Below are 18800 nucleotides of genomic sequence, written 5' to 3'. Positions count from 1 at the left end.
ATTGTGACATCACTGGGGGTGCTAATTCCGAAATTAGTGCATTTTATTACTCATTCTGGTGCAAATCCTGCAAAGCGCAAGCCTCGGCGCGCAAACGCTCAACGTTCTGGCCGAGAATCATCGTGCGCCCCTCACATTCGTCAAGCAAGCTCTGCACGATCATGCACAACCGGCGGACGGCCTTTGGGCGATCCATCCGCGACTTGAGCTGTGCATTGGCCAGTTGAATGACAGCCTGCACATAGTTGCGCAGGGCGCCGTCCGGGGTCGCTAGCCAAAGTGCCTCAAGCACCTCGTGGCACTCCCAATAAAACCCGTCATCGCGAAATCGGATACCGGCCCGCCAGGCGAGGCTCGACTGCATCTCGCCCTCGGTCATCGCGTTGTGTATGCCGACCTTCAACGGGTCAAACAATCCCTCCGGATGCCGTATGGTCTGGCCCGGGACGTAGGCATGCGGCGGGTTGCGAAAATCGCTCACCCCGCCTCCGGAATATCCACCACCTGGCTTTCAATGCGACGCAAGCGCGTGCAGAAATCAGCGACGGCAGATGTCACTTTATCAGTGGCCTCTTGATGCGGCGCATGGCCGATCCCATCCAGGATCAGCTTTTCAAACGGGGCGTAAATCCTTCCCTCGATCTCGTCGATCTGGTCTAGCGTGCCATAGGCGTCTGCGGTGCCCTGAATGGCCAAAGCCGGAATGCGCCAATGATCAATGCAGTCGGCCACGGACCACGTGTCATTTGCCGGATCTGTCCAGACATCATGCCAGCCGTAAAACGCAACATCCGGCGCATCGTGGTGACGCGCCATGCGTTCTTTCAACCCCTCGGTTTCATAGGCGACTTTGGCCCGACTGATCGCTTCAACACCAATAGGTTCGCAAAAAAAGTGTGGCGCCATCAGGATCAAGCCGCGCACGCGCATGTCAGATACGGACCCTGCATAGATCGCCGCAATCGTGGCCCCGTCCGAATGGCCCAATAGCACAGCAGAGGTGACACCAGCCGCATCCAGAACCCGGCCAAGTACCGTTTCGGCCTCAATGCTCATGTAATCCGGCGGGCGTGGCAAGGTTACCGTCGATGACCGCCCATATCCCGCGCGCGAATAAACCAACACGCCGTATCCTGTGGCCTTGGCCAATTGCGCAGGCCAGTCGCGCCACAACCCGACCGACCCCAAACCCTCATGCAACAAAACCAACGTTGGTGCTGCGCCAGGTGGTGGGCCCCAGCACGCATATTCCAGGCTGTTGCCCGCCACATCCAAATTCCCAGACAACCATTCCATTACGCGTCTCTCCGCAGCTTGAAGCGCTGAATTTTACCTGTCGCCGTTTTGGGCAGGCTTTCGACACATTCGATCCAGCGGGGATATTTCCACTTGCCGATGCGATCCTTGACGTGATCACGCAACTGATCTTCAAGGTCATCAGGACGGTCGCCATGCACAACGACAAAAGCCTTTGGCTTGTTCAATCCATCATCGTCCTGCGCGGCCACCACTGCGCATTCCAAGACGGAAGCGTGACTGCTGATGGCCTGTTCCACCTCAAAAGGGCTAACCCAGATGCCAGAGACCTTGAACATGTCGTCAGTACGCCCGCAATAGACGTAACGTCCGTCGGCGCGGCGTTCGTATTTGTCGCCTGTTCGCGTCCATACGCCTTCGAAGGTCTGACGGGATTTTTCCCGCTTGTTCCAATAGCCGCCAGCGGCCGAGGCCCCGTTAACGAGCAGCTCGCCCACCTCATCAACGCCGACATCTTGGCCCGCCTCATCTACCAAGCGCAGTTCATAACCCGGCACGGCCACGCCCGAGGTGCCATAGACCACGTCCCCCGGCGCGTTGGACAAAAAGATGTGCAGCATCTCGGTTGAGCCGACACCATCCAGAATGTCGACACCAATCGCGGTGCGCCAGCGCGTTCCCACGTTTTCAGGCAATGCTTCACCCGCCGAAATACATAGTCGCAGCGGCGAATCGGGCGCTCCCACCGCTTCGATATGCGCGACCAGTGCGGCATAAAGCGTTGGGACACCGCAGAAAATTGTCGGCTTCTCTGTCTTGATGATATCGTAAACCACGTCGGGCGTCGGCCTGCCTGCGTAGATGATTGCCGTTGCACCCACCGACATCGGAAAGGTCATCGCGTTGCCAAGGCCATAGGCGAAAAAGAACTTGGCCGCAGAAAAAATCACATCGTCTGGCTGAATGCCCAACACCTGCGCGCCATAGGTTTCAGCTGTGGCCTGCATCGCGGAGTGCACATGATGCACCCCCTTCGGTTGCCCAGTGGACCCAGAGGAATAGAGCCAAAAGGCAGTTTCATCGGGGCTGGCGTCAAAGGCGGGCAAAACCGTGTCGCCGCCCGCCATAAACGCATCATACGCTATCGTATGGTCACCATCCTTATCCCCGATGACGATGACATGCTTCAAGTAAGGGTTGTCGGCCAGGACAGGGGCCACACCTGCATAGAGCAGTTGGGAAACAACAAGAACAGTGGCGCGGCTATCGCGCAGAATGCTGTCATAGACAGGGGCGGCCAGCAGCGTATTCAGTGGCACGGCAATCACGCCTGCCTTCAAAGCGCCCCAAAACAGAACCGGGAATTCGATCTGATCGAGGACGAGCATAGCCATACGCTCCTCAGGCCGCACCCCAAGCGCAAGGAGCGCTGCCGCCGCGCGCCCTGAGTGTTCTGCCAATGCGCCATAGGTCAGGCTGCGGCCGGTCCCTGCTTCACGAAATGCAACGTGATCTGAACGACCCTCGGCAACATGGCGGTCCACGAAATAGGTTGCTGCATTCGCCATGCGACTCCTCCCAAAGGCCCAAGGACATGCTTTATAGTGCACGTATTCTGCGACATCTCAACGCAACAGACTGATTAACGCACTTTATTGCAAACCCAACAGCCGCGCCGCGTTGTGTTTCAGAATGTCGGGGCGCACTGCGTCTTTGATGTCGATGCCTTCAAAATCCGCCAGCCAGCGCTCTGGCGTGATCATGGGCCAGTCCGACCCGAACAGCATCTTTTTGCGCAGGATCGAATTGCAGTATCGGACCAGGATGGGCGGGAAGTATTTCGGCGACCAGCCGCTCAGATCGATATAAACATTCGGTTTGTGCTGCGCGACGGCCAGCGCCTCTTCCTGCCAGGGAAAACTGGGATGCGCGAGGATGATCTTTAGATCAGGAAAATCGACCGCGACGTCGTCCATATACATCGGGTTTGAGTATTTCAAACGCATGCCATTGCCGCCGGGCATTCCTGACCCGACACCGGTCTGGCCTGTGTGGAAAAGGGCAATGCCCCCCTCAGCCTCGATCGCCTCGTATAGTGCGTAGGCTATTCTATCGTTTGGATAAAATCCCTGCATCGTCGGGTGAAACTTGAACCCCTTGATGCCGAAATCCTGCATCAACCGCCGTGCCTCGCGCACCCCCATCTTGCCCTTCCAAGGGTCGATGGAGGCAAAGGGTATTAGAACATCGCTATTGTCGGCTGCGATCTCGGCCACCTCTTCATTCGCATAGCGGCGATAGCCTGTCTCACGTTCTGCATCGACCGGGAAAATCACCGCAGCGATATTTTGCGCCCGGTAGTGCGCGGCAGTCTCCGGGACGGTCGGCGGGTGTTTCCAAGGCGCGCGAAAATACTGGGCCATGGTGGATTGCAGGTCGTCATACCCATCATCCGGATGGCACCCGCAGGGCTCTTCGGCATGTGTGTGGATGTCGATGGCACGGATGTTTTCAAGGTCGATCATTTGGAAATCACAATGCTGGCAGGATCGGTATCATCATAAAGCCGCGCAACAAGGTCGGCGCGACGCGCAAGCAGCTTGGCAAAGTTCAGATTGCCCTTGGCGGTGACTTCGCCGCCGCCCACATCCGGTGGCTCTGCCATGACAAGTGCACGGGTGACGCGGTTGGCGGACCCCGTGGCGGTTTGGGCAAGCCGCTCCATACGCTTACGTATTTCACCGGCTGCATTGCAGCAAATCGCGCCATGCTGGATCGTGCCGTCCCGTGCATCAGGTCCGGGCACGATCAGGATGCCCACCTCGTCATACCCTGCACCACAGATGACAACATCCTGCGCAATCCCTACCAACGCATCCAGCATCTCAAGCCGAAGGTTGGCCGCCCGCACCCATGTTCCTGTGCTCAATTTAAAGTCTTCGGATAGGCGACCATCAAAGCGTAGACCTTGGGTCATGTCCTCAGGATCGACAAAGCGCATCGCATCCCCGGTGACAAAAAAACCTTCATGATCAATGGCATCCTGAGTCTGACCCGGGTTGTCATGGTAGGCATCAAACACGGTGTCACCTTTGACCCGCACGTCCATACGACCCGTTCCGTCATCCACCAACTTTAGTGTGACACCGGGCAATGGCACACCCACAATGCCTGCGCCTTTGGCGGGCACGTGTTGCAGCAACGCGGCGGGCGCAGTCTCTGTCAGACCCCAACTGGACGTGATCAGGGGAATGCGCCCGCCGACCTCCAGCGCCATACGCTCCAGTTCGGACCACGTATCCTGAGGCAAGGAAGCACCAGCATAAAAGATCATGTCGAGATCGCGGAAATAGGTGTCGCGCAGCCCCGTGTCACCTTTCAGCGCCTTGATCAATTGTGCAAACCCAACCGGAACGTTGAAGGAAATCGTTCCCGACACCAAACCCAAATTCTCAACCGTTCGCGGGAACAACGCGGGCAAGGGCTTGCCATCGTCGATATAAAGCGTTCCGCCGTTGGCCAACACCAGGTTGAAATTATGGGAACCGCCAAAGACGTGGTTCCACGGTAGCCAATCGACCAACACAGGCGGACGCGCAGCAACAAAGGGCAAGCTATCGCGGATTTGGGCCTGATTGACCGTCATCATCCGCTGTGTCGTCTCAACCGCCTTGGGATCAGAGGTGGACCCAGACGTCATCAGAAATTTGGCAACCGTCTCGGGCCCGACCATCGCATTCGCGGCCTCAACCCTTGCCAAATCTCCGGTCAGCGCCGAAAGCGGCACCGCACCGGAGCGGCCCCAAGTCGAGCACAAGGCAAAGCCACCAACCAAGTTTAACGCTTCTGAATAGGCCACTGCATCATCGGCAAAAACGGCGTCCGGCCGGACCAATTCAACCACGTGTTTCAGGCGCCCGTGTGCGGCGGGGATCAAGCTGTATTGTTCGGCCACAGGGACGGTGACAATCCCAACGTAATGCGCCGCAAGCGTGATCAAGGCATGATCAATGGAGTTTCCCGAAAGGATCAATAGCGGTCCGCGAACACCACGATCCAGAAACCCGGCCGCAATCCTCCGCGCACGCTCTAACGCCTCGCCATACGAAAGTGTCTGCCATCCCTCGCCTTTGCGTTCCGCAAGGAAAACCCGATCAGGGGCCGCTGTCGCCCAACGGGCGAGCCAGTCGTTCGTTGTGGTCGCGACGGGCGACAGATCATACCCCGATGTCAGCCAAATCGATCCGTCGGGGCGATCCTCACGACGCACCTTGTGGGGGCGCAAATTCAGGTGATCCGTCATGCGCCCTTTCCTTGTGCTTCGATCGCGGCAAACGTGCGGTTCACCGCAGCCAAGTCAGCCTCGCGAAGGCCCGCAAGCATTCGCCGGTCATGGCGCTCTACCGCTTGAGACGCACGACCATAGACACGGGCGCCGGACAGCGTGGCATGCAAAGCGTACGCGCGCCGATCCTGTACGCTGGGACGCCGGGTAACCCATCCCGCCTCTTCCAACTGATCCACATACACCGCCACATTCGCACGCTCGACGGAAAGCGCCTCTGCCAATTGGCTGGGGCGCAAGCCGGGGTTTTCCACGATCAAAGCAAGAGCTGAAAAGGTAAGCATACGCAGACCAAAAGGCTCCAACGTACTCGACAGATCTGCCTGCAACGCATTGAAAGCACGTTTTAGATTATACCCGACAAACCGGCGCAGTGCGGCATCCGAAACAGTATCCACCGGGTGGTCTGGCGCCGCTTTAGCCATTACCGAAACCTCGGAGCACGTTTTTCCAGAAACGCGGCCAGACCCTCGACTGCATCAGGGCTGGTCTGGGCCAACGCAGCGCAGAGGCTTTCTACAAACAGCCCGTCGCTGCGGCTCATGTCGTGAATGCGGGCAATGCCCTGGATCACCATATAGTTGCTCAGCGGCGCGTTCCCGGCGATTTGTGCCGCGATCTTGAGCGCCATTGGCAGCGCCTCCCCCGTGCCGACGCTGTAATGGGCAAGGCCCAGACGCGTCGCCTCTTCGGTATCGAATTTCCGACCGGTCAGCATCATTTCTGTCATGCGATCCGCGCCCAGAATGCGCCCCACGCGCACGGTCGCTCCACCACCGACAAAGATCCCACGCCGCCCTTCGGGCAGTTGAAAGATGCAGTCCGGTTCAGCGATTCGAACATGGGTCGATGTGGCCAATTCGAGACCCCCACCAATCACGGCACCGGTCAGGGCCGACACCACGGGCAAGCCCGATCCTTGCACCCGATCCATCACCTCATGCCAACCGCGCGAGTGGTGCATCGTGCCTTCGGCATCGCGTGACACATGTTCGCTCAGGTCCAGGCCCGCGCAGTAATGCCCACCCGCTCCGGTGATCACCGCCACCCGCACACCATCCGGTGTTGTGCGAAAGAAAGCGTCAATCTCTGCCAGCAGCCCATCGGACATCGCATTCCGCTTGTCGGGCCGGTTCAAGGTCAGAACGGCGATCGCGCCGTCGATCTCGATATTCAGGTTCTTGCCCATGCACACGCCATTTTAGTTATGAAACATAACCAATGAGGCACGATTCGGGCACCATACGCAAGTTTTGCGGATTAGGCCGGTATCAGGAACAACGTGATCGCCGGAAACATCACAAGCAAGATCACCCGCACAATGTCCGATCCGACAAAAAACATGACCGCCTTGTAGGTCTGTGTCATGGGCGTTTCGCGGTCCATGGCGTTGATGATGAAAAGGTTCATGCCGACGGGCGGGGTTATCAATCCGACCTCGACCACGATCAACACTAGGATACCGAACCAGATTGCCACATGTTCCGGCGACATGCCGAAATCCATCGCCGAGATGACGGGGAAAAAGATTGGCACCGTCAGCAGGATCATCGACAGACTGTCCATCACACAGCCAAAGATCAGGTAGAACAACAAGATCACCGAAAGGACAAAGAACGGGCTATACCCTTGGTTCAAAACAAAATCTGCCAAGGTTTGCGGAACGCCTGACAGGGCCAGAAAGCCGTTGTAGAACGCAGCACCCAACACGATGAAAAAGATCATCGCAGTGGTTTTTGCCGTCCCGATCAACGCCTCGCCCAGCACCCGCCAGCTGAGGTTGCCGCCGACCAAGGCCACGAGGCCCGTGCCAGCGGCACCGATGGCCGACCCTTCGGTAGGGGTGAACCAGCCCGCATAGATGCCACCCACGACAAGGCCAAATATCACAAGAACCGGCCATGTTGTCGCCAGCGCTTTCCATCGTTCGGCCATGGGAACGGGGGGCCGCGTCCCCGCCGATTTGGGGAAAAGCCGTACATAGATCGAGATGGTGATCACGTATCCAAGGGCTGCCAGGATACCTGGGATAAAGGCTGCCAAAAACAGCTTGGCGATGTTCTGTTCAGTAATGATCGCATAGATCACAAGGATGACCGAGGGTGGGATCAGAATGCCCAGAGTTCCCCCGGCGGCCAGTGTCGCGGTTGAAAACCCTCCAGAATAACCATAACGCTTCAACTCCGGCAGGGCCACGCGGCTCATCGTGGCGGCGGTCGCGAGAGACGAGCCACAGATCGCCCCAAAACCGGCACAGGCCCCCACCGCCGCCATGGCCACACCACCTTTGCGATGACCAAGGAAGCTTTCGGCCGCCTTGAACAGCGCCGTCGACATGCCCGACAGGGTCGCGAATTGACCCATCAGTAGGAACATCGGGATGATGGTCAATGAGTAGTTGGAAAAGGTGGTGTAGGTCTCCGACTTCAGCTTGGCCAGAAGCGGAATGGGATTGCCGTTCATGGCAAAATACCAGCCGCCAAAGCCGCACAGCAGCATGGCCAGCCCGATGGGCGCGCGGATGAAAATCAAGCCCAACAGTACCGGAAAGGACCAGAAGCCAAGTTCAAGGCGGCTCATATCTGCAAAAGGCAGCAGGTCGAGGATGGTCTGCATCGTCGCCTACCCTTCCGGCAAAATTGTGCGGCGGGTGACCGCCTCGGATACGCGGGCAAAAGCGCAATATGCGGCTGTAATGCAGGCGATGACAGCTGCACCCACGCAGGCCGCATAAGACCACCAGACCGGGAATTGCAGGAAAAGCGTCGTCTCGCCATTGCCCAGATACCGCTGCATCCCCTCGTAAAGGCGTAGGGTGATAAAGATGATCACAACGGACAACACGACTTCCCAAAAGGCGCGCAACCAGGCCAATGCGCGGGGGCGCATCGTTGAGGTAAAGACGTCAACTGTCGCGTGCCCGCCATAGAACTGGCAAACAGGCAAAAAGGCGAAAATAGCAAAGGCGACACCGGCCTCGGTCAGTTCATAAGTGCCATTGATCTCGTCAATGCCGATGGCAATCAGCAACTCGCCAAATCCCGACAACCATCCGCCGTCGGCCCAGCCATGGGCAAGCTTGGAGATTTCGCGACCCAGGATCGACAATGTGGTCAGCACGATCAGGATCATAAGGACGATGCCGCCGATTACCGCCGACGCGCGTGACAACCATTTCACCAAAAGGTGCATAAACGCCTCATTTCGCAAAGAAAAAGGGACCGCGATCCTTTGACCGCGGCCCCATTCATGACTTAGCCGTCATAGGCATCCATCAGGGCGCGGGCTTCGTCGATCAGGGCCTGACCGTCGATGCCCTTGCTTTCCATATCCGCCACCCATTCGTCATAAATGGGCTGAGACACGGCACGCCACGCATCCAGATCACCACCGGTCACCGTGACGATGTTGTTGCCACGATCCACTGCCAGCTGACGGGCGGGCCCGTCAGAATCGGCCTGTGTGCCGCCCGCAAAGATGCTGAATTCAAGGCCCGAATTGTCGTCAATGACCTTTTGCAGATCCGCAGGCAGGCCCTCATAGCGGGCCTTGTTCATCGCCAGCACAAAGGTGAGGGTATAAAGCGCGTTGCCCTCGAACTCGGTGTGGTTGCCCACCAGCTCCGGCACTTTCAACGCGGCGGTTACTTCCCACGGGATCGTGGTGCCGTCGATGACACCTTTGCTCAGGCCCTCTGGCACGGCAGGAACGGGCATTCCAACAGGTGTCGCGCCCATCTTTTCCAGCAGGTTGTTGACGGTGCGCGACCCGCCACGGATCTTCAGGCCTTCCATGTCGGCAGGGGTCTTCACCTCTTTGTTGACGTGGATCATGCCGGGGCCATGGACCCAAGTGCCCAGGATGTGCACGTCCTTGAACTCGGTGTCCTTCATGTGCTTTTCGAACATCTGCCAATAGGCCGACGACATCGCGCGCGCGTCCGTCATCATAAAGGGCAGTTCGAACACTTCGGTGCTCGGATAGCGGCCGGGGGTATAACCCACCACGGTCCAGACGATATCGGCGACACCATCAATGGCCTGATCCATCAACTCAGGGGGGCGACCGCCCAACTGCATGGAAGGAAAACGGTCAACCTTGATCCGGCCGTTACTGGCCTCTTCGACGTTGTCGGCCCAGACATCCAGGATCAGCTTTGGCACATTGGCTTGCGCGGGCAAGAATTGATGCAGGCTCAGCGTGACCTCCTGGGCCTGTGCCGCCCCACCGGCACCCAGCGCAAGGGCTGCAGCCCCCACGAGGTTCAGGAACGATTTGCGTGAAATAGTCATGAGTTTCCTCCCTTTGGTTCAGGCGTTCTGTCCAGGCTACAGCCTGACTCGCTCTTCCAAAGTGATTGTTATGCAACGCAACTAATTCTGTCACCCGCCTTTGTAACTATCCGACGTCACAATGCGTGCGCTCAACCCCGGGGCAGGGTCATCTGTGGATCATAGGGTGCGGGATCAATGACTGTGGCACTGACCATTTTCCCCAAGATATCAATCTCATGGACCGTACCGACCGCGGCCAACTCCGGCCGGACAAATGCATAGGCCAGGTTCATCCCGACCCGGTGTCCCCAATCGCCCGAAGTCACTGTACCAACGACTGTGCCATCGCGCATCAACGACGCGCCACCATGAGCAGGGGCATTCGTCTCGCTCAGGTGCAATGACACCAGTTTACGGGTCAACCCCGCCTCCTGGCGGGCCAGAAGGGCCTCTTTGCCCACGAAATCCTTGTCCAGTTTCACGAACCGATCCAACCCCGTCTCGAAAGGGTCAAATTCGGTGATCAGGTCCGCCTTCCAGTGCAGAAACCCTTTTTCCATGCGCATCGCCTCGACGGCGCGCGCCCCAAAGAGGCGCAAACCATGGTCCGCACCCGCCCCTTTCAGCGCCAGATAAGCCGCATACAGCTGGTTGTTGGGCACGTGAATTTCATAGGCCAGCTCGCCCGAAAAGCTGACGGACATCACAACCGCAGGGGCCACACCGATAAAGGCATGGCGCACCGACAACCACGGAAACGCCGCCTTTGACCAGTCGTCCCGGCTTACCGCGCGCATTACATCGCGCGCTTTGGGCCCGGCCAGCACCAGGATTGTCCAGTCATTTGTCAGGCTACGCAGCGACACATCAAATCCGTCGCTATGCTGCGCCAACCAATCCATGTCATGCCATTCGGATGCGGCGGCTGATCCGTACCAAACTGAACCATCAGGCAGGTTTGCCACCGTCGCTTCGGCCTTGATACAGCCATGATCGTTCAGCAGATACCCCAGACCCACGCGGCCCGGCTTGGCTGTTGCGCGGCCGCAAACCATGTGATCAAGGAACTTGTGCGTCTCAGGCCCCGTGATCTCGATCCTATTGAACCCGTTGACCTCGGCCAGGCCCACGGCGTTCTGCACTGCCCCAACCTCGCCCGCCACAACGTCAAACGCCTCGTCAAAGTGGAAGCCATGCGTGACGTCGAAATCAGGTGTGGGCTTGAAATACTCGGCACGCTCCCACCCGTTCACAACCGTAAACTCGGCGCCCTCGGCCGCCATGATCGGCGTCAACGGCGTCGTCTTGATCGGGCGGCCGGCAGGGCGGTGTTCATGCGGGAAATGGAAGCGGAATTCGTTCTGATAGTCCTCGATCGCTTTCAGCGCGGTCAGCTCCACATTTGCATGACCGGTAAAGCGGCGCGGATCGATAACCCAAGTGTCATAACAGGCCTCGCCATGCACGATCTGCTGAGCCAAGAGCCACCCATGGCCACCGCCCTCGCCCAACCCTGCGCGCAGGCCGATAATGCAAAACGCATTGCGCTTGCCCGGAATCGGCCCGACCAAAGGCGCACCGTCGATGGTGTAGGTAATGGGTCCATTGACCACATTCTTGATGCCCACCTCCATCAACGCAGGCATCCGCTCGAACGCACCTTCCAAAACGTCGGTCACACGGTCCAGATCATCCGGACACAGATCGTTCGAGAAATCAGGCGAAATCCCATCCATACCCCAGGTCTTGCAGTCCTGTTCATAGAACCCCAAAAGCAGGCCGTTCTTCTCCTGACGACAGTAATAGTCACTGATCGGACAGCGCAGAAGGGGCATCCGGTGGCCCGCTGCAGCGATGCCGGGGATTTCGTCGGTAACGAAATACTGATGCTCCATCGAGGTCACGGGGTGATGCACACCCATCATCGCGCCCACCTCGTTCACACGGTAGCCGCAGGCATTAATGACCACCTCGCAGGCGATATCGCCCTTGCATGTATGAACGATCCAGCTGTCATCCTTCAGCTGGGTCAGCCCCGTCACATTGGTCTGGCGATAGACCTCGGCCCCCGCCTTGCGCGCGCGCCGGGCCAAGGCCTGACATAAGGAGGCCGGATCAATATCGCCATCGTTGCCATCCCAAAGCCCGCCCAACAGATTCTCGGTCGAGATCAGGGGATGACGGCGTGCACATTCGGCGGCATCCAGGATTTCGAACTCCACCCCCATACCGCGCGCCATCGACGCAAAGTGGCGATACCCATCCATCTGCGCCTCGGTGTTGGCCAACCGGATGCCGCCATCGCCATGATTGTACTGCACAGGGTAATCGGGATCGTCGCGCAACTCCTGATACAGGTTGATCGAATGCGTCTTCAGACCCACCATCGTCTGGTTCATGCCGAAATTCGTGACCTGCGCCGCCGAATGCCAGGTGGTGCCACTGGTCAACTCGTCCCGTTCCACCAGCACAACATCTGTCCATCCCTCCTGGGTCAGATGATAAAGCGTCGAACAGCCGGCGATGCCACCACCGATCACGACGGCACGGGTCTGGGTTTTCATGGCGAACCTCTGGATTTGCATATTTTTCGAAACAATGAAGACAAGACGTTGGGCGTCAATTCCCGCCTCACATCTTCATTGTTCTGAAAATATGCATTCACAGACGCCAAACTTAGAAACCAACGCTTGCGCAAATCGACACCAGCGGCGTCCCTGACCCCATGTCTGATCCCACTCCCCGCCGCGCCGGGCGCAAAGCCCGCATGGCCGCCCGCGCGGCTGGCCCGCCTGCCAACCCTGCGCCGCCCGGGCAAGCGGGCGGTCGGTACAAACCGCTCAGCGATGCGGACCTGCATGCGATCTATCAAACCGCGCTGCGCCTTTTGTCCGATCTTGGCATGGGCGAGGTGCCCGACCGGTTGCGTCGCACACTGGAAAATGCGGGTGCCTCCTCAAAAACCGACGGGCGCGTGTCCCTGCCCCGGGCTCTGGTCGAAGAGGCTATTGACCGCGCGCCTGAAATCTTCCCACTGCATGGCCGTGATCCAAAGCGCAGCATTGAAGTCGGCGGCACGTCGGTGCATTTCGGCACAGGCGGTGCGGCCGTACAGACGCTGGATCGGCAAACGCGGCTCTACCGCGCCTCGACCCTCGCGGACCTGCATGATTTCACCCGGCTTCAGGACAGCCTGACCAATGTCAGCTGGTTCACCCGCTGTTGTATCGCAACCGATCTACCAGACGAATGGACGCTGGACGTCAACACCGCCTACGCGCTGATACGCGGCACCACCAAACCGGTGGCCACCGCCTTTACCCTGGCCGAGCATGTGGCGCCCATCGTGGGTATGTTCGACATGGTGGCAGGGGGCGATGGCAGCTTTGCCAGGCGCCCTTTCGTCAAGTCGCATATCAGCCCGGTAATCTCGCCCATGCGCTTTGGCGCCGACGCGGTTGAAACGGTCTATGCCTGCCTTGATCACAACATCCCCGTCAGTTGCATCACCGCGGCACAGGCCGGCGCCACAGCCCCCGCGACCCTTGCCGGGTTCCTGGCCCAATCCCTGGCCGAAACGCTGGCCAGCCTCGTGATGGTCCACGCGATCAAGCCGGGCCACCCTATGGTTTTTTCCAACTGGCCGCTGGTGATCGACTTGCGCACCGGCGCTTTTGCAGGGGGCGGAGGCGAGATTGCGGTGCTCAATGCCGCCTCCGCCCAGATTATCAACTGGTTGGGCCTCGTGTCCGGCGTCGCGGCCAGCATGACCGACGCCAAAGCCATCGACGCGCAATATGGTGCCGAAAAAGGGCTCACCTCGCTTGCCGCGGCACTGGCCGGGGGCAACCTGGTTTACGAAAGCTCCGGCATGACGGCGGCCTTGCTTGGGGCCAGCTTTGAGGCCTTTGTGCTGGACGACGAGATGCACGCAGCCACCTACCGCATTTTGCGCGGTGTCGAGGTCAGCGATGACATGCTGGACTACGATGGCATTTGCGCCGCCGTGCAGGGCGAGGGGCATTTTCTGGGTGGCCCGGCCACCATCGCCGCAATGGAACGGGATTACGTCTATCCCAGCCTGGCCGACCGCGAAACGCCGCGCACTTGGGAGGCGGCGGGGGCAACCACCGCTTGGGATCGGGCCAGCGCGCGGGTGGAGGAGATTTTGGCCGCCACCCCACCCGCATATATCGACCAACAGACGGATCAGGCGATCCGCGACCGGTTTGACATTCGCCATCCTTAGGGACCAAATCCCGCCATGACAGTCAAAGACACTACCGCCATGATCGCAGGCATGGACCCCGTTTTGGACGCGAGCCTATGGGTATATTGCTGTGAACCGGACACGGCGCGTGCCGCGGCGCTGACCCCTGATGCCTTTACCACTGTGCGCGAGGCCGAGGGGGTGACCCTAATCCTGCCCCTCGATCTGGCAACGGCACAAGGCTATGACACAAAACTGCCGATGCGGCGGATCACGCTCAATGTGTTTTCCGACCTCGAAGGGATTGGCCTGACGGCGGCGGTGGCACAGGCGCTGACAGATGTGGAGGTCTCGTGCAACGTCGTGGCGGGCTTTCACCACGACCATGTCTTTGTCCCCGAAAGCGACAGCACCCGCGCGATGGGTGCCCTGAGAGCGTTACAACAGCAGGCGGCAGCCACCCCTGCCCCGCCCGCATAACCAAATGTCACCTGCGCATCAGGACGTTTGGTCTTTCGCAGCATGAAGCACCTCAAAGGGCGCCAGGCTTGAAGCAAAAGCCTCGATAAACTCCAACGTAATGGCAGACGGATGTTTCAAAGTGGGCCGCACCAAGGACAAGCGATGCGGAATTGTCGGCGAGAACGGGCGCATCGAAATACCCTGATCCGCAAATTTTAACGCATCCAACTCGCTTACCACTGCCACACCAAGTCCGTGGGACACCAATTCGCAGGCGGCGGTGAATTGCCGAGTTTCCACAAGGGTCTCTAGCCCGGTGTTCGCCGCAACAAAGGCACTCGAAAGGCTTTTGAAAAAATCACTGTCGCGCAATGTGTGAATGATCCGTTCTCCTACCAGGTCGGTCGGCGTGACCTCGTCACATTTTTCCAACTCATGACCGGCCGGAAAGATGCACACGGTCCGCACGTCGATGTCCCGACTTGCCACGGCAGAGTGTCCGCGAAACCCATCGGTGATCCCGAAATCGAATTGCTCGTCTATCATCCACTCCAGAATGCGTTCGGGGCGGTCCGGCTCGATCGTGATGCTCACACCGGGCCGATCCTTGAGAAACCTGGCCACAACAGCAGGCAGGTGGCTGGTGGCAAAGCCGGGCAGGCAGGCGATTCTGATATGGCCCGCCTTCCTTTGGGTAATGCTTTGGCTGACTTCACCGATCTGATCCATAAGGTCCAAAACCTTTTGGATATCGGCTTGAAGAAAACGAACCTCCTGTGTGGGGGCAAGTTGACCGCCCCGCCGATCAAAAAGGGGGAAGCCCAGCGTGTGACCAAGATCGGCCAGCAATCGGCTGACGGCCGGTTGGCTGATGCCCAACTGCTTGGCGGCCCGTGTTACAGAACCGTGGTGAATGACGGCCATAAGGGCCTCGAATTGGCGCAAACGAAGTTTTCGGGTCATGCCAATTCATCACATGAAACCCAGCGGTGATCCATAATATAATGTTATATTTATGCAAGATTCTGCGGCCTTGTATTATACCTGCTTCGGTGTATCGTTTCGAGGTCACCAACCGATGCACGGCCCGCCGAAAGCATCGCCTGACAGACAACGCACCGCTGAGGTGCAAGGGAGGAAACATGAAGAAATCTTTGCTCGGCGCGCTCGCCGTCTCGACAATGCTGTCGCCAGTGGCGGCGATGGCCCAGACCGAAGTCCAATTCTGGCACGCCTTCACCGGCCGCCTTGGGGAACTGGTTGCGGCGCAAGTCGAAGAATTCAATGCCAGCCAAAGCGATTATGTCGTGGTTCAAAGCCACAAGGGCAACTATTCCGAGACCCTGAACGCAGGCATCGCCGCCTTCCGTGCGGGCGAGCAGCCCCATATCCTGATGGTGTTCGAAGTTGGGACAGCGACGATGATGGCCGCCTCGGGCGCCGTGCGCCCCGCCTACGAAGTGATGGCAAAAAGTGGCGGTGACTTTGACCCTGACGCCTATATCGGCTCAGTCAAAGGGTATTACACCTCTACCGATGGCGACATGCTTTCGCTGCCGTTCAACGCTTCGACTCCTGTGCTGTGGGTCAACCGCGATGCGATGACGGCGGCAGGTGTAGACCCTGATACCGATCTGTCCACATGGCAGAACGTCGATACGGTCCTGACGGCGCTGCAAGAAGGTGGCGAGGAATGCCCGCTTGTGACCGCATGGCAAAGCTGGATTCACCTCGAAAACTTCTCGGCCTATCACGATGTGCCCTTTGCAACGCAAGATAACGGTTTTGCCGGTCTCGACACCGAACTGGCGCTGAACGGTCCGGCGCAAGTCGCGCACCTCACGGCGATGGGCCAGTGGGCGCAGGACGGCAAGTTCATCTACACAGGCCGCCGCAATGAAGGTGGCGCGAACTTCCGCGCGGGTGAATGCGCGCTCTTTACCGAAAGCTCGGCGGGCTATGCGGGCATCAGTTCCGAGGCCGAATTCGACTTTGACGTGCGACCGCTGCCCTACTGGGAAGGCGTCGGCAACGCACCCCAGAACACCATCATCGGTGGCGCGTCCTTGTGGGTCATGGAAGGTCACAGCGACGACGAGTACAACGGTGCCGGTGCATTCCTGAACTACCTGTCGTCGGGCGATGTTCAGGCCAAATGGCACCAGGACACCGGCTATCTGCCGATCACTGCCGAAGCGGGCGACATCACGCGCGCGGCGGGCTTCTACGCCAAGAACCCCGGCACCGACATCGCCGTGATCCAGATGACCGCAAAGGAACCCACAGCCAATTCCAAAGGTTTGCGGTTGGGGTCCTTTGACCAGATCCGCGGGATCATCGACGAAGAGCTTGAGGGCATCTGGTCCGGTGACAAGACCGCTCAAGAGGCCATGGACAGCGCCAAAGAGCGTGGCGATGCCTTGCTGCGCCGCTTTGAGGCCGCCAACCGCTAAGGCGAAACACCAATGGCAGGCCTGATATCGGGCCTGCCGTTTTTCCAAGGGGTTGGACAATGCAAAAACGGGTCACGTTTCGCGGCTGGTGGCTTCCGGCACTGCTGATTGCGCCACAGGTTCTGGTGTCAGCCGTTTTCTTTTTCTACCCCGCAGGTCAGGCGATCTGGCAATCGCTCTTTATCCCTGACCCCTTTGGCCTGTCGTCCCAGTTCGTGGGGCTGGGCAATTTCGAGTTCCTGCTCAGCGACCGGTTCTACCGCGCGTCGTTTGGGACGACGGCGGTGTTTTCCATTCTGGTGACGCTGTGTTCAATGATCCCCGCGCTGTTCCTCGCGGTCATCGCAGACCGGCTGATCAAAGGATCAGGTGTCTATCGCACCATGCTGATATGGCCCTATGCAGTGGCCCCGGCCATTGCGGGCGTGCTGTGGCTGTTCATGTTCAACACCCGGGTCGGCGTGGTGTCCTGGTATCTGGGAAACCTGGGCTACGACTGGAATCACGTCCTGAACGGAGGTGAGGCGATGGGCCTTGTTGTCGTTGCATCGGCCTGGGGGCGGATCAGTTATAACTTCTTGTTCTTCTTTGCCGCGCTCCAGGCGGTCCCACGCTCCGTGCTTGAGGCGGCGGCCATTGACGGCGCACGGTTCTGGAAACGGTTCTGGACAATCGTTTTGCCCCTTTTGTCGCCAACTACATTCTTTTTGCTGGTGGTGAACGTCGTCTATTCCTTCTTCGAAACCTTCGGCGTCATCCACACAATCACATCCGGCGGCCCACAGCAGTCCACAACGGTGCTGGTCTACAAGGTCTTCTCGGACGGGTTCGTGGGCCAAGACCTCGGCTCATCCTCGGCGCAATCGGTGATCCTGCTCTTTGTCGTGGGGATGCTGACGATCATCCAATTCAAATTCGTAGAGAAAAGGGTGCATTACTGATGGCCCAGGAAGTCCACGGCATGGTCGAAAAACGCGGGGCAGGACTCTGGTTGACCCACGTCTTCATGATCCTTGGGGTTTTGATCATCTTCTTTCCAATCTGGCTGGCCTTCGTCGCCTCCACCGTGACCCAGCCCGAAATCGTGAGACCGCCGATGCCGCTCTGGCCCGGCGACCAGATGTGGGAAAACTATTCCAAGGCCCTGTTTTCCGGGGTGAACGTGCCCGTGGCCACGATGCTGGTGAACAGTCTGGTGATGGCGATCGGGATCGCGGTTGGGAAAATCGTCATCTCGCTCCTGTCGGCCTTCGCAATTGTCTATTTCCGCTTTCCAGGGCGCAACCTGTTCTTCTGGATGATCTTTCTGACACTGATGCTGCCGGTCGAGGTGCGCATTGTGCCAACCTACGAGGTGGTCGCAGGCTTCGGCATGCTCAACAGCTATGGCGGGCTGATCTTTCCCCTGATCGCCTCGGCCACGGCCACATTCCTCTTTCGCCAGTTTTTCCTCACGATCCCGGATGAATTGGCCGAGGCCGCGCGCGTCGACGGGGCCAGCCCCATGCGGTTCTTCTGGGATATTGTCGTGCCGATGAGCCGGACAAACGTCGCAGCCCTGTTCGTGATCTTGTTCATCTACGGCTGGAACCAATACCTCTGGCCACTGCTGATCACGACAGACCCAGAAATGAACACCATCGTCATGGGCATCAAACAGATGTTCCCATCGGGCGATGATGTGGCTGAATGGCCCGTGATCATGGCCACCTCCATCCTTGCGATGATCCCTCCGGTCATCGTCGTGGTGAGTATGCAACGGCTGTTTATCCGCGGCCTCGTCGATAGCGAGAAATAGA

Annotated in this window: 17 protein-coding genes; 5 read left to right on the top strand and 12 right to left on the bottom strand. The window is 58.8% G+C overall.

Going from position 1 to position 18800, the window contains the following annotated elements; all coding sequences use genetic code 11:
* Positions 1-46: 46 nt before the first annotated feature.
* The 11 genes from Q1A44_RS05450 to Q1A44_RS05400 all read right to left on the bottom strand — a co-directional run bounded on the left by Q1A44_RS05450 (position 47) and on the right by Q1A44_RS05400 (position 12440).
* Positions 47-481: a DUF309 domain-containing protein gene (locus Q1A44_RS05450; protein WP_299620881.1), complete on the bottom strand. Its 435-nt coding sequence runs from the start codon at positions 479-481 to the stop codon at positions 47-49.
* The gene (locus Q1A44_RS05445) at positions 478-1296 is read right to left on the bottom strand and encodes an alpha/beta hydrolase (RefSeq protein WP_299620878.1); all 819 of its coding nucleotides are present in this window, start codon (positions 1294-1296) and stop codon (positions 478-480) included. Before Q1A44_RS05445 ends, Q1A44_RS05450 begins: the two co-directional genes overlap by 4 nt.
* Positions 1296-2825, bottom strand: a complete 1530-nt coding sequence (locus tag Q1A44_RS05440; RefSeq protein WP_299620875.1) for a benzoate-CoA ligase family protein — start codon at positions 2823-2825, stop codon at positions 1296-1298. The genes Q1A44_RS05445 and Q1A44_RS05440 overlap by 1 nt, the downstream gene beginning before the upstream one ends.
* A gap of 84 nt (positions 2826-2909) precedes the next feature.
* A complete protein-coding gene (locus tag Q1A44_RS05435; protein WP_299620872.1) occupies positions 2910-3782 on the bottom strand; it encodes an amidohydrolase family protein in 873 nt (290 codons plus the stop codon).
* Positions 3779-5560 (bottom strand): feruloyl-CoA synthase, encoded by a 1782-nt coding sequence (locus Q1A44_RS05430; RefSeq protein ID WP_299620869.1) that lies wholly within the window; start codon positions 5558-5560, stop codon positions 3779-3781. The genes Q1A44_RS05435 and Q1A44_RS05430 overlap by 4 nt, the downstream gene beginning before the upstream one ends.
* The gene (locus Q1A44_RS05425) at positions 5557-6027 is read right to left on the bottom strand and encodes a MarR family transcriptional regulator (RefSeq protein WP_299620866.1); all 471 of its coding nucleotides are present in this window, start codon (positions 6025-6027) and stop codon (positions 5557-5559) included. The genes Q1A44_RS05430 and Q1A44_RS05425 overlap by 4 nt, the downstream gene beginning before the upstream one ends.
* Complete coding sequence (locus Q1A44_RS05420; RefSeq protein WP_299620862.1) at positions 6027-6791, bottom strand: crotonase/enoyl-CoA hydratase family protein; 765 nt, start codon at positions 6789-6791, stop codon at positions 6027-6029. The genes Q1A44_RS05425 and Q1A44_RS05420 overlap by 1 nt, the downstream gene beginning before the upstream one ends.
* A 71-nt stretch (positions 6792-6862) precedes the next feature.
* Positions 6863-8182 carry a TRAP transporter large permease gene (locus tag Q1A44_RS05415; RefSeq protein ID WP_299621391.1) on the bottom strand — a complete coding sequence of 440 codons (1320 nt, stop codon included), beginning with the start codon at positions 8180-8182 and terminating at the stop codon, positions 6863-6865.
* 42 nt (positions 8183-8224) lie between these two features.
* Complete coding sequence (locus Q1A44_RS05410; protein ID WP_299620859.1) at positions 8225-8794, bottom strand: TRAP transporter small permease; 570 nt, start codon at positions 8792-8794, stop codon at positions 8225-8227.
* 62 nt (positions 8795-8856) lie between these two features.
* On the bottom strand, positions 8857-9894 hold the full coding sequence (locus Q1A44_RS05405; protein WP_299620856.1) for a TRAP transporter substrate-binding protein: 1038 nt from the start codon (positions 9892-9894) through the stop codon (positions 8857-8859).
* A 131-nt stretch (positions 9895-10025) separates the two neighbouring features.
* Positions 10026-12440: an FAD-dependent oxidoreductase gene (locus tag Q1A44_RS05400; protein WP_299620853.1), complete on the bottom strand. Its 2415-nt coding sequence runs from the start codon at positions 12438-12440 to the stop codon at positions 10026-10028.
* Positions 12441-12601: 161 nt separating this feature from the next.
* Here Q1A44_RS05400 and Q1A44_RS05395 point away from each other — a divergent pair, with 161 nt between their 5' ends.
* Together Q1A44_RS05395 and Q1A44_RS05390 are read left to right on the top strand one after the other, a co-directional pair.
* Positions 12602-14125 carry a trimethylamine methyltransferase family protein gene (locus Q1A44_RS05395; protein WP_299620850.1) on the top strand — a complete coding sequence of 508 codons (1524 nt, stop codon included), beginning with the start codon at positions 12602-12604 and terminating at the stop codon, positions 14123-14125.
* 15 nt (positions 14126-14140) lie between these two features.
* Positions 14141-14566 (top strand): ACT domain-containing protein, encoded by a 426-nt coding sequence (locus tag Q1A44_RS05390; protein WP_299620848.1) that lies wholly within the window; start codon positions 14141-14143, stop codon positions 14564-14566.
* An 18-nt stretch (positions 14567-14584) separates the two neighbouring features.
* Here the strand turns inward: Q1A44_RS05390 and Q1A44_RS05385 are convergent, their stop codons facing one another.
* Positions 14585-15511, bottom strand: coding sequence for a LysR substrate-binding domain-containing protein (locus Q1A44_RS05385; RefSeq protein WP_299620845.1), 927 nt, complete (start codon positions 15509-15511; stop codon positions 14585-14587).
* A 179-nt stretch (positions 15512-15690) separates the two neighbouring features.
* Here Q1A44_RS05385 and ugpB point away from each other — a divergent pair, with 179 nt between their 5' ends.
* Genes ugpB through ugpE form a run of 3 tightly spaced genes read left to right on the top strand, consistent with a single transcriptional unit; the run spans position 15691 to position 18799 of the window.
* Positions 15691-17001 (top strand): sn-glycerol-3-phosphate ABC transporter substrate-binding protein UgpB, encoded by a 1311-nt coding sequence (gene ugpB / locus Q1A44_RS05380; RefSeq protein ID WP_299620842.1) that lies wholly within the window; start codon positions 15691-15693, stop codon positions 16999-17001.
* Positions 17002-17060: 59 nt separating this feature from the next.
* Positions 17061-17942, top strand: coding sequence for a sn-glycerol-3-phosphate ABC transporter permease UgpA (ugpA, locus tag Q1A44_RS05375; protein WP_299620839.1), 882 nt, complete (start codon positions 17061-17063; stop codon positions 17940-17942).
* 20 nt (positions 17943-17962) lie between these two features.
* Positions 17963-18799, top strand: coding sequence for a sn-glycerol-3-phosphate ABC transporter permease UgpE (ugpE, locus tag Q1A44_RS05370; RefSeq protein WP_299621388.1), 837 nt, complete (start codon positions 17963-17965; stop codon positions 18797-18799).
* The last annotated feature ends 1 nt before the right edge of the window (position 18800 follow it).

Source organism: uncultured Tateyamaria sp., assembly GCF_947503705.1.
Lineage (GTDB): Bacteria > Pseudomonadota > Alphaproteobacteria > Rhodobacterales > Rhodobacteraceae > Tateyamaria.
Note: the sequence above shows the minus strand (reverse complement) of the source record. Positions and strands in the feature narration are given on the sequence as shown.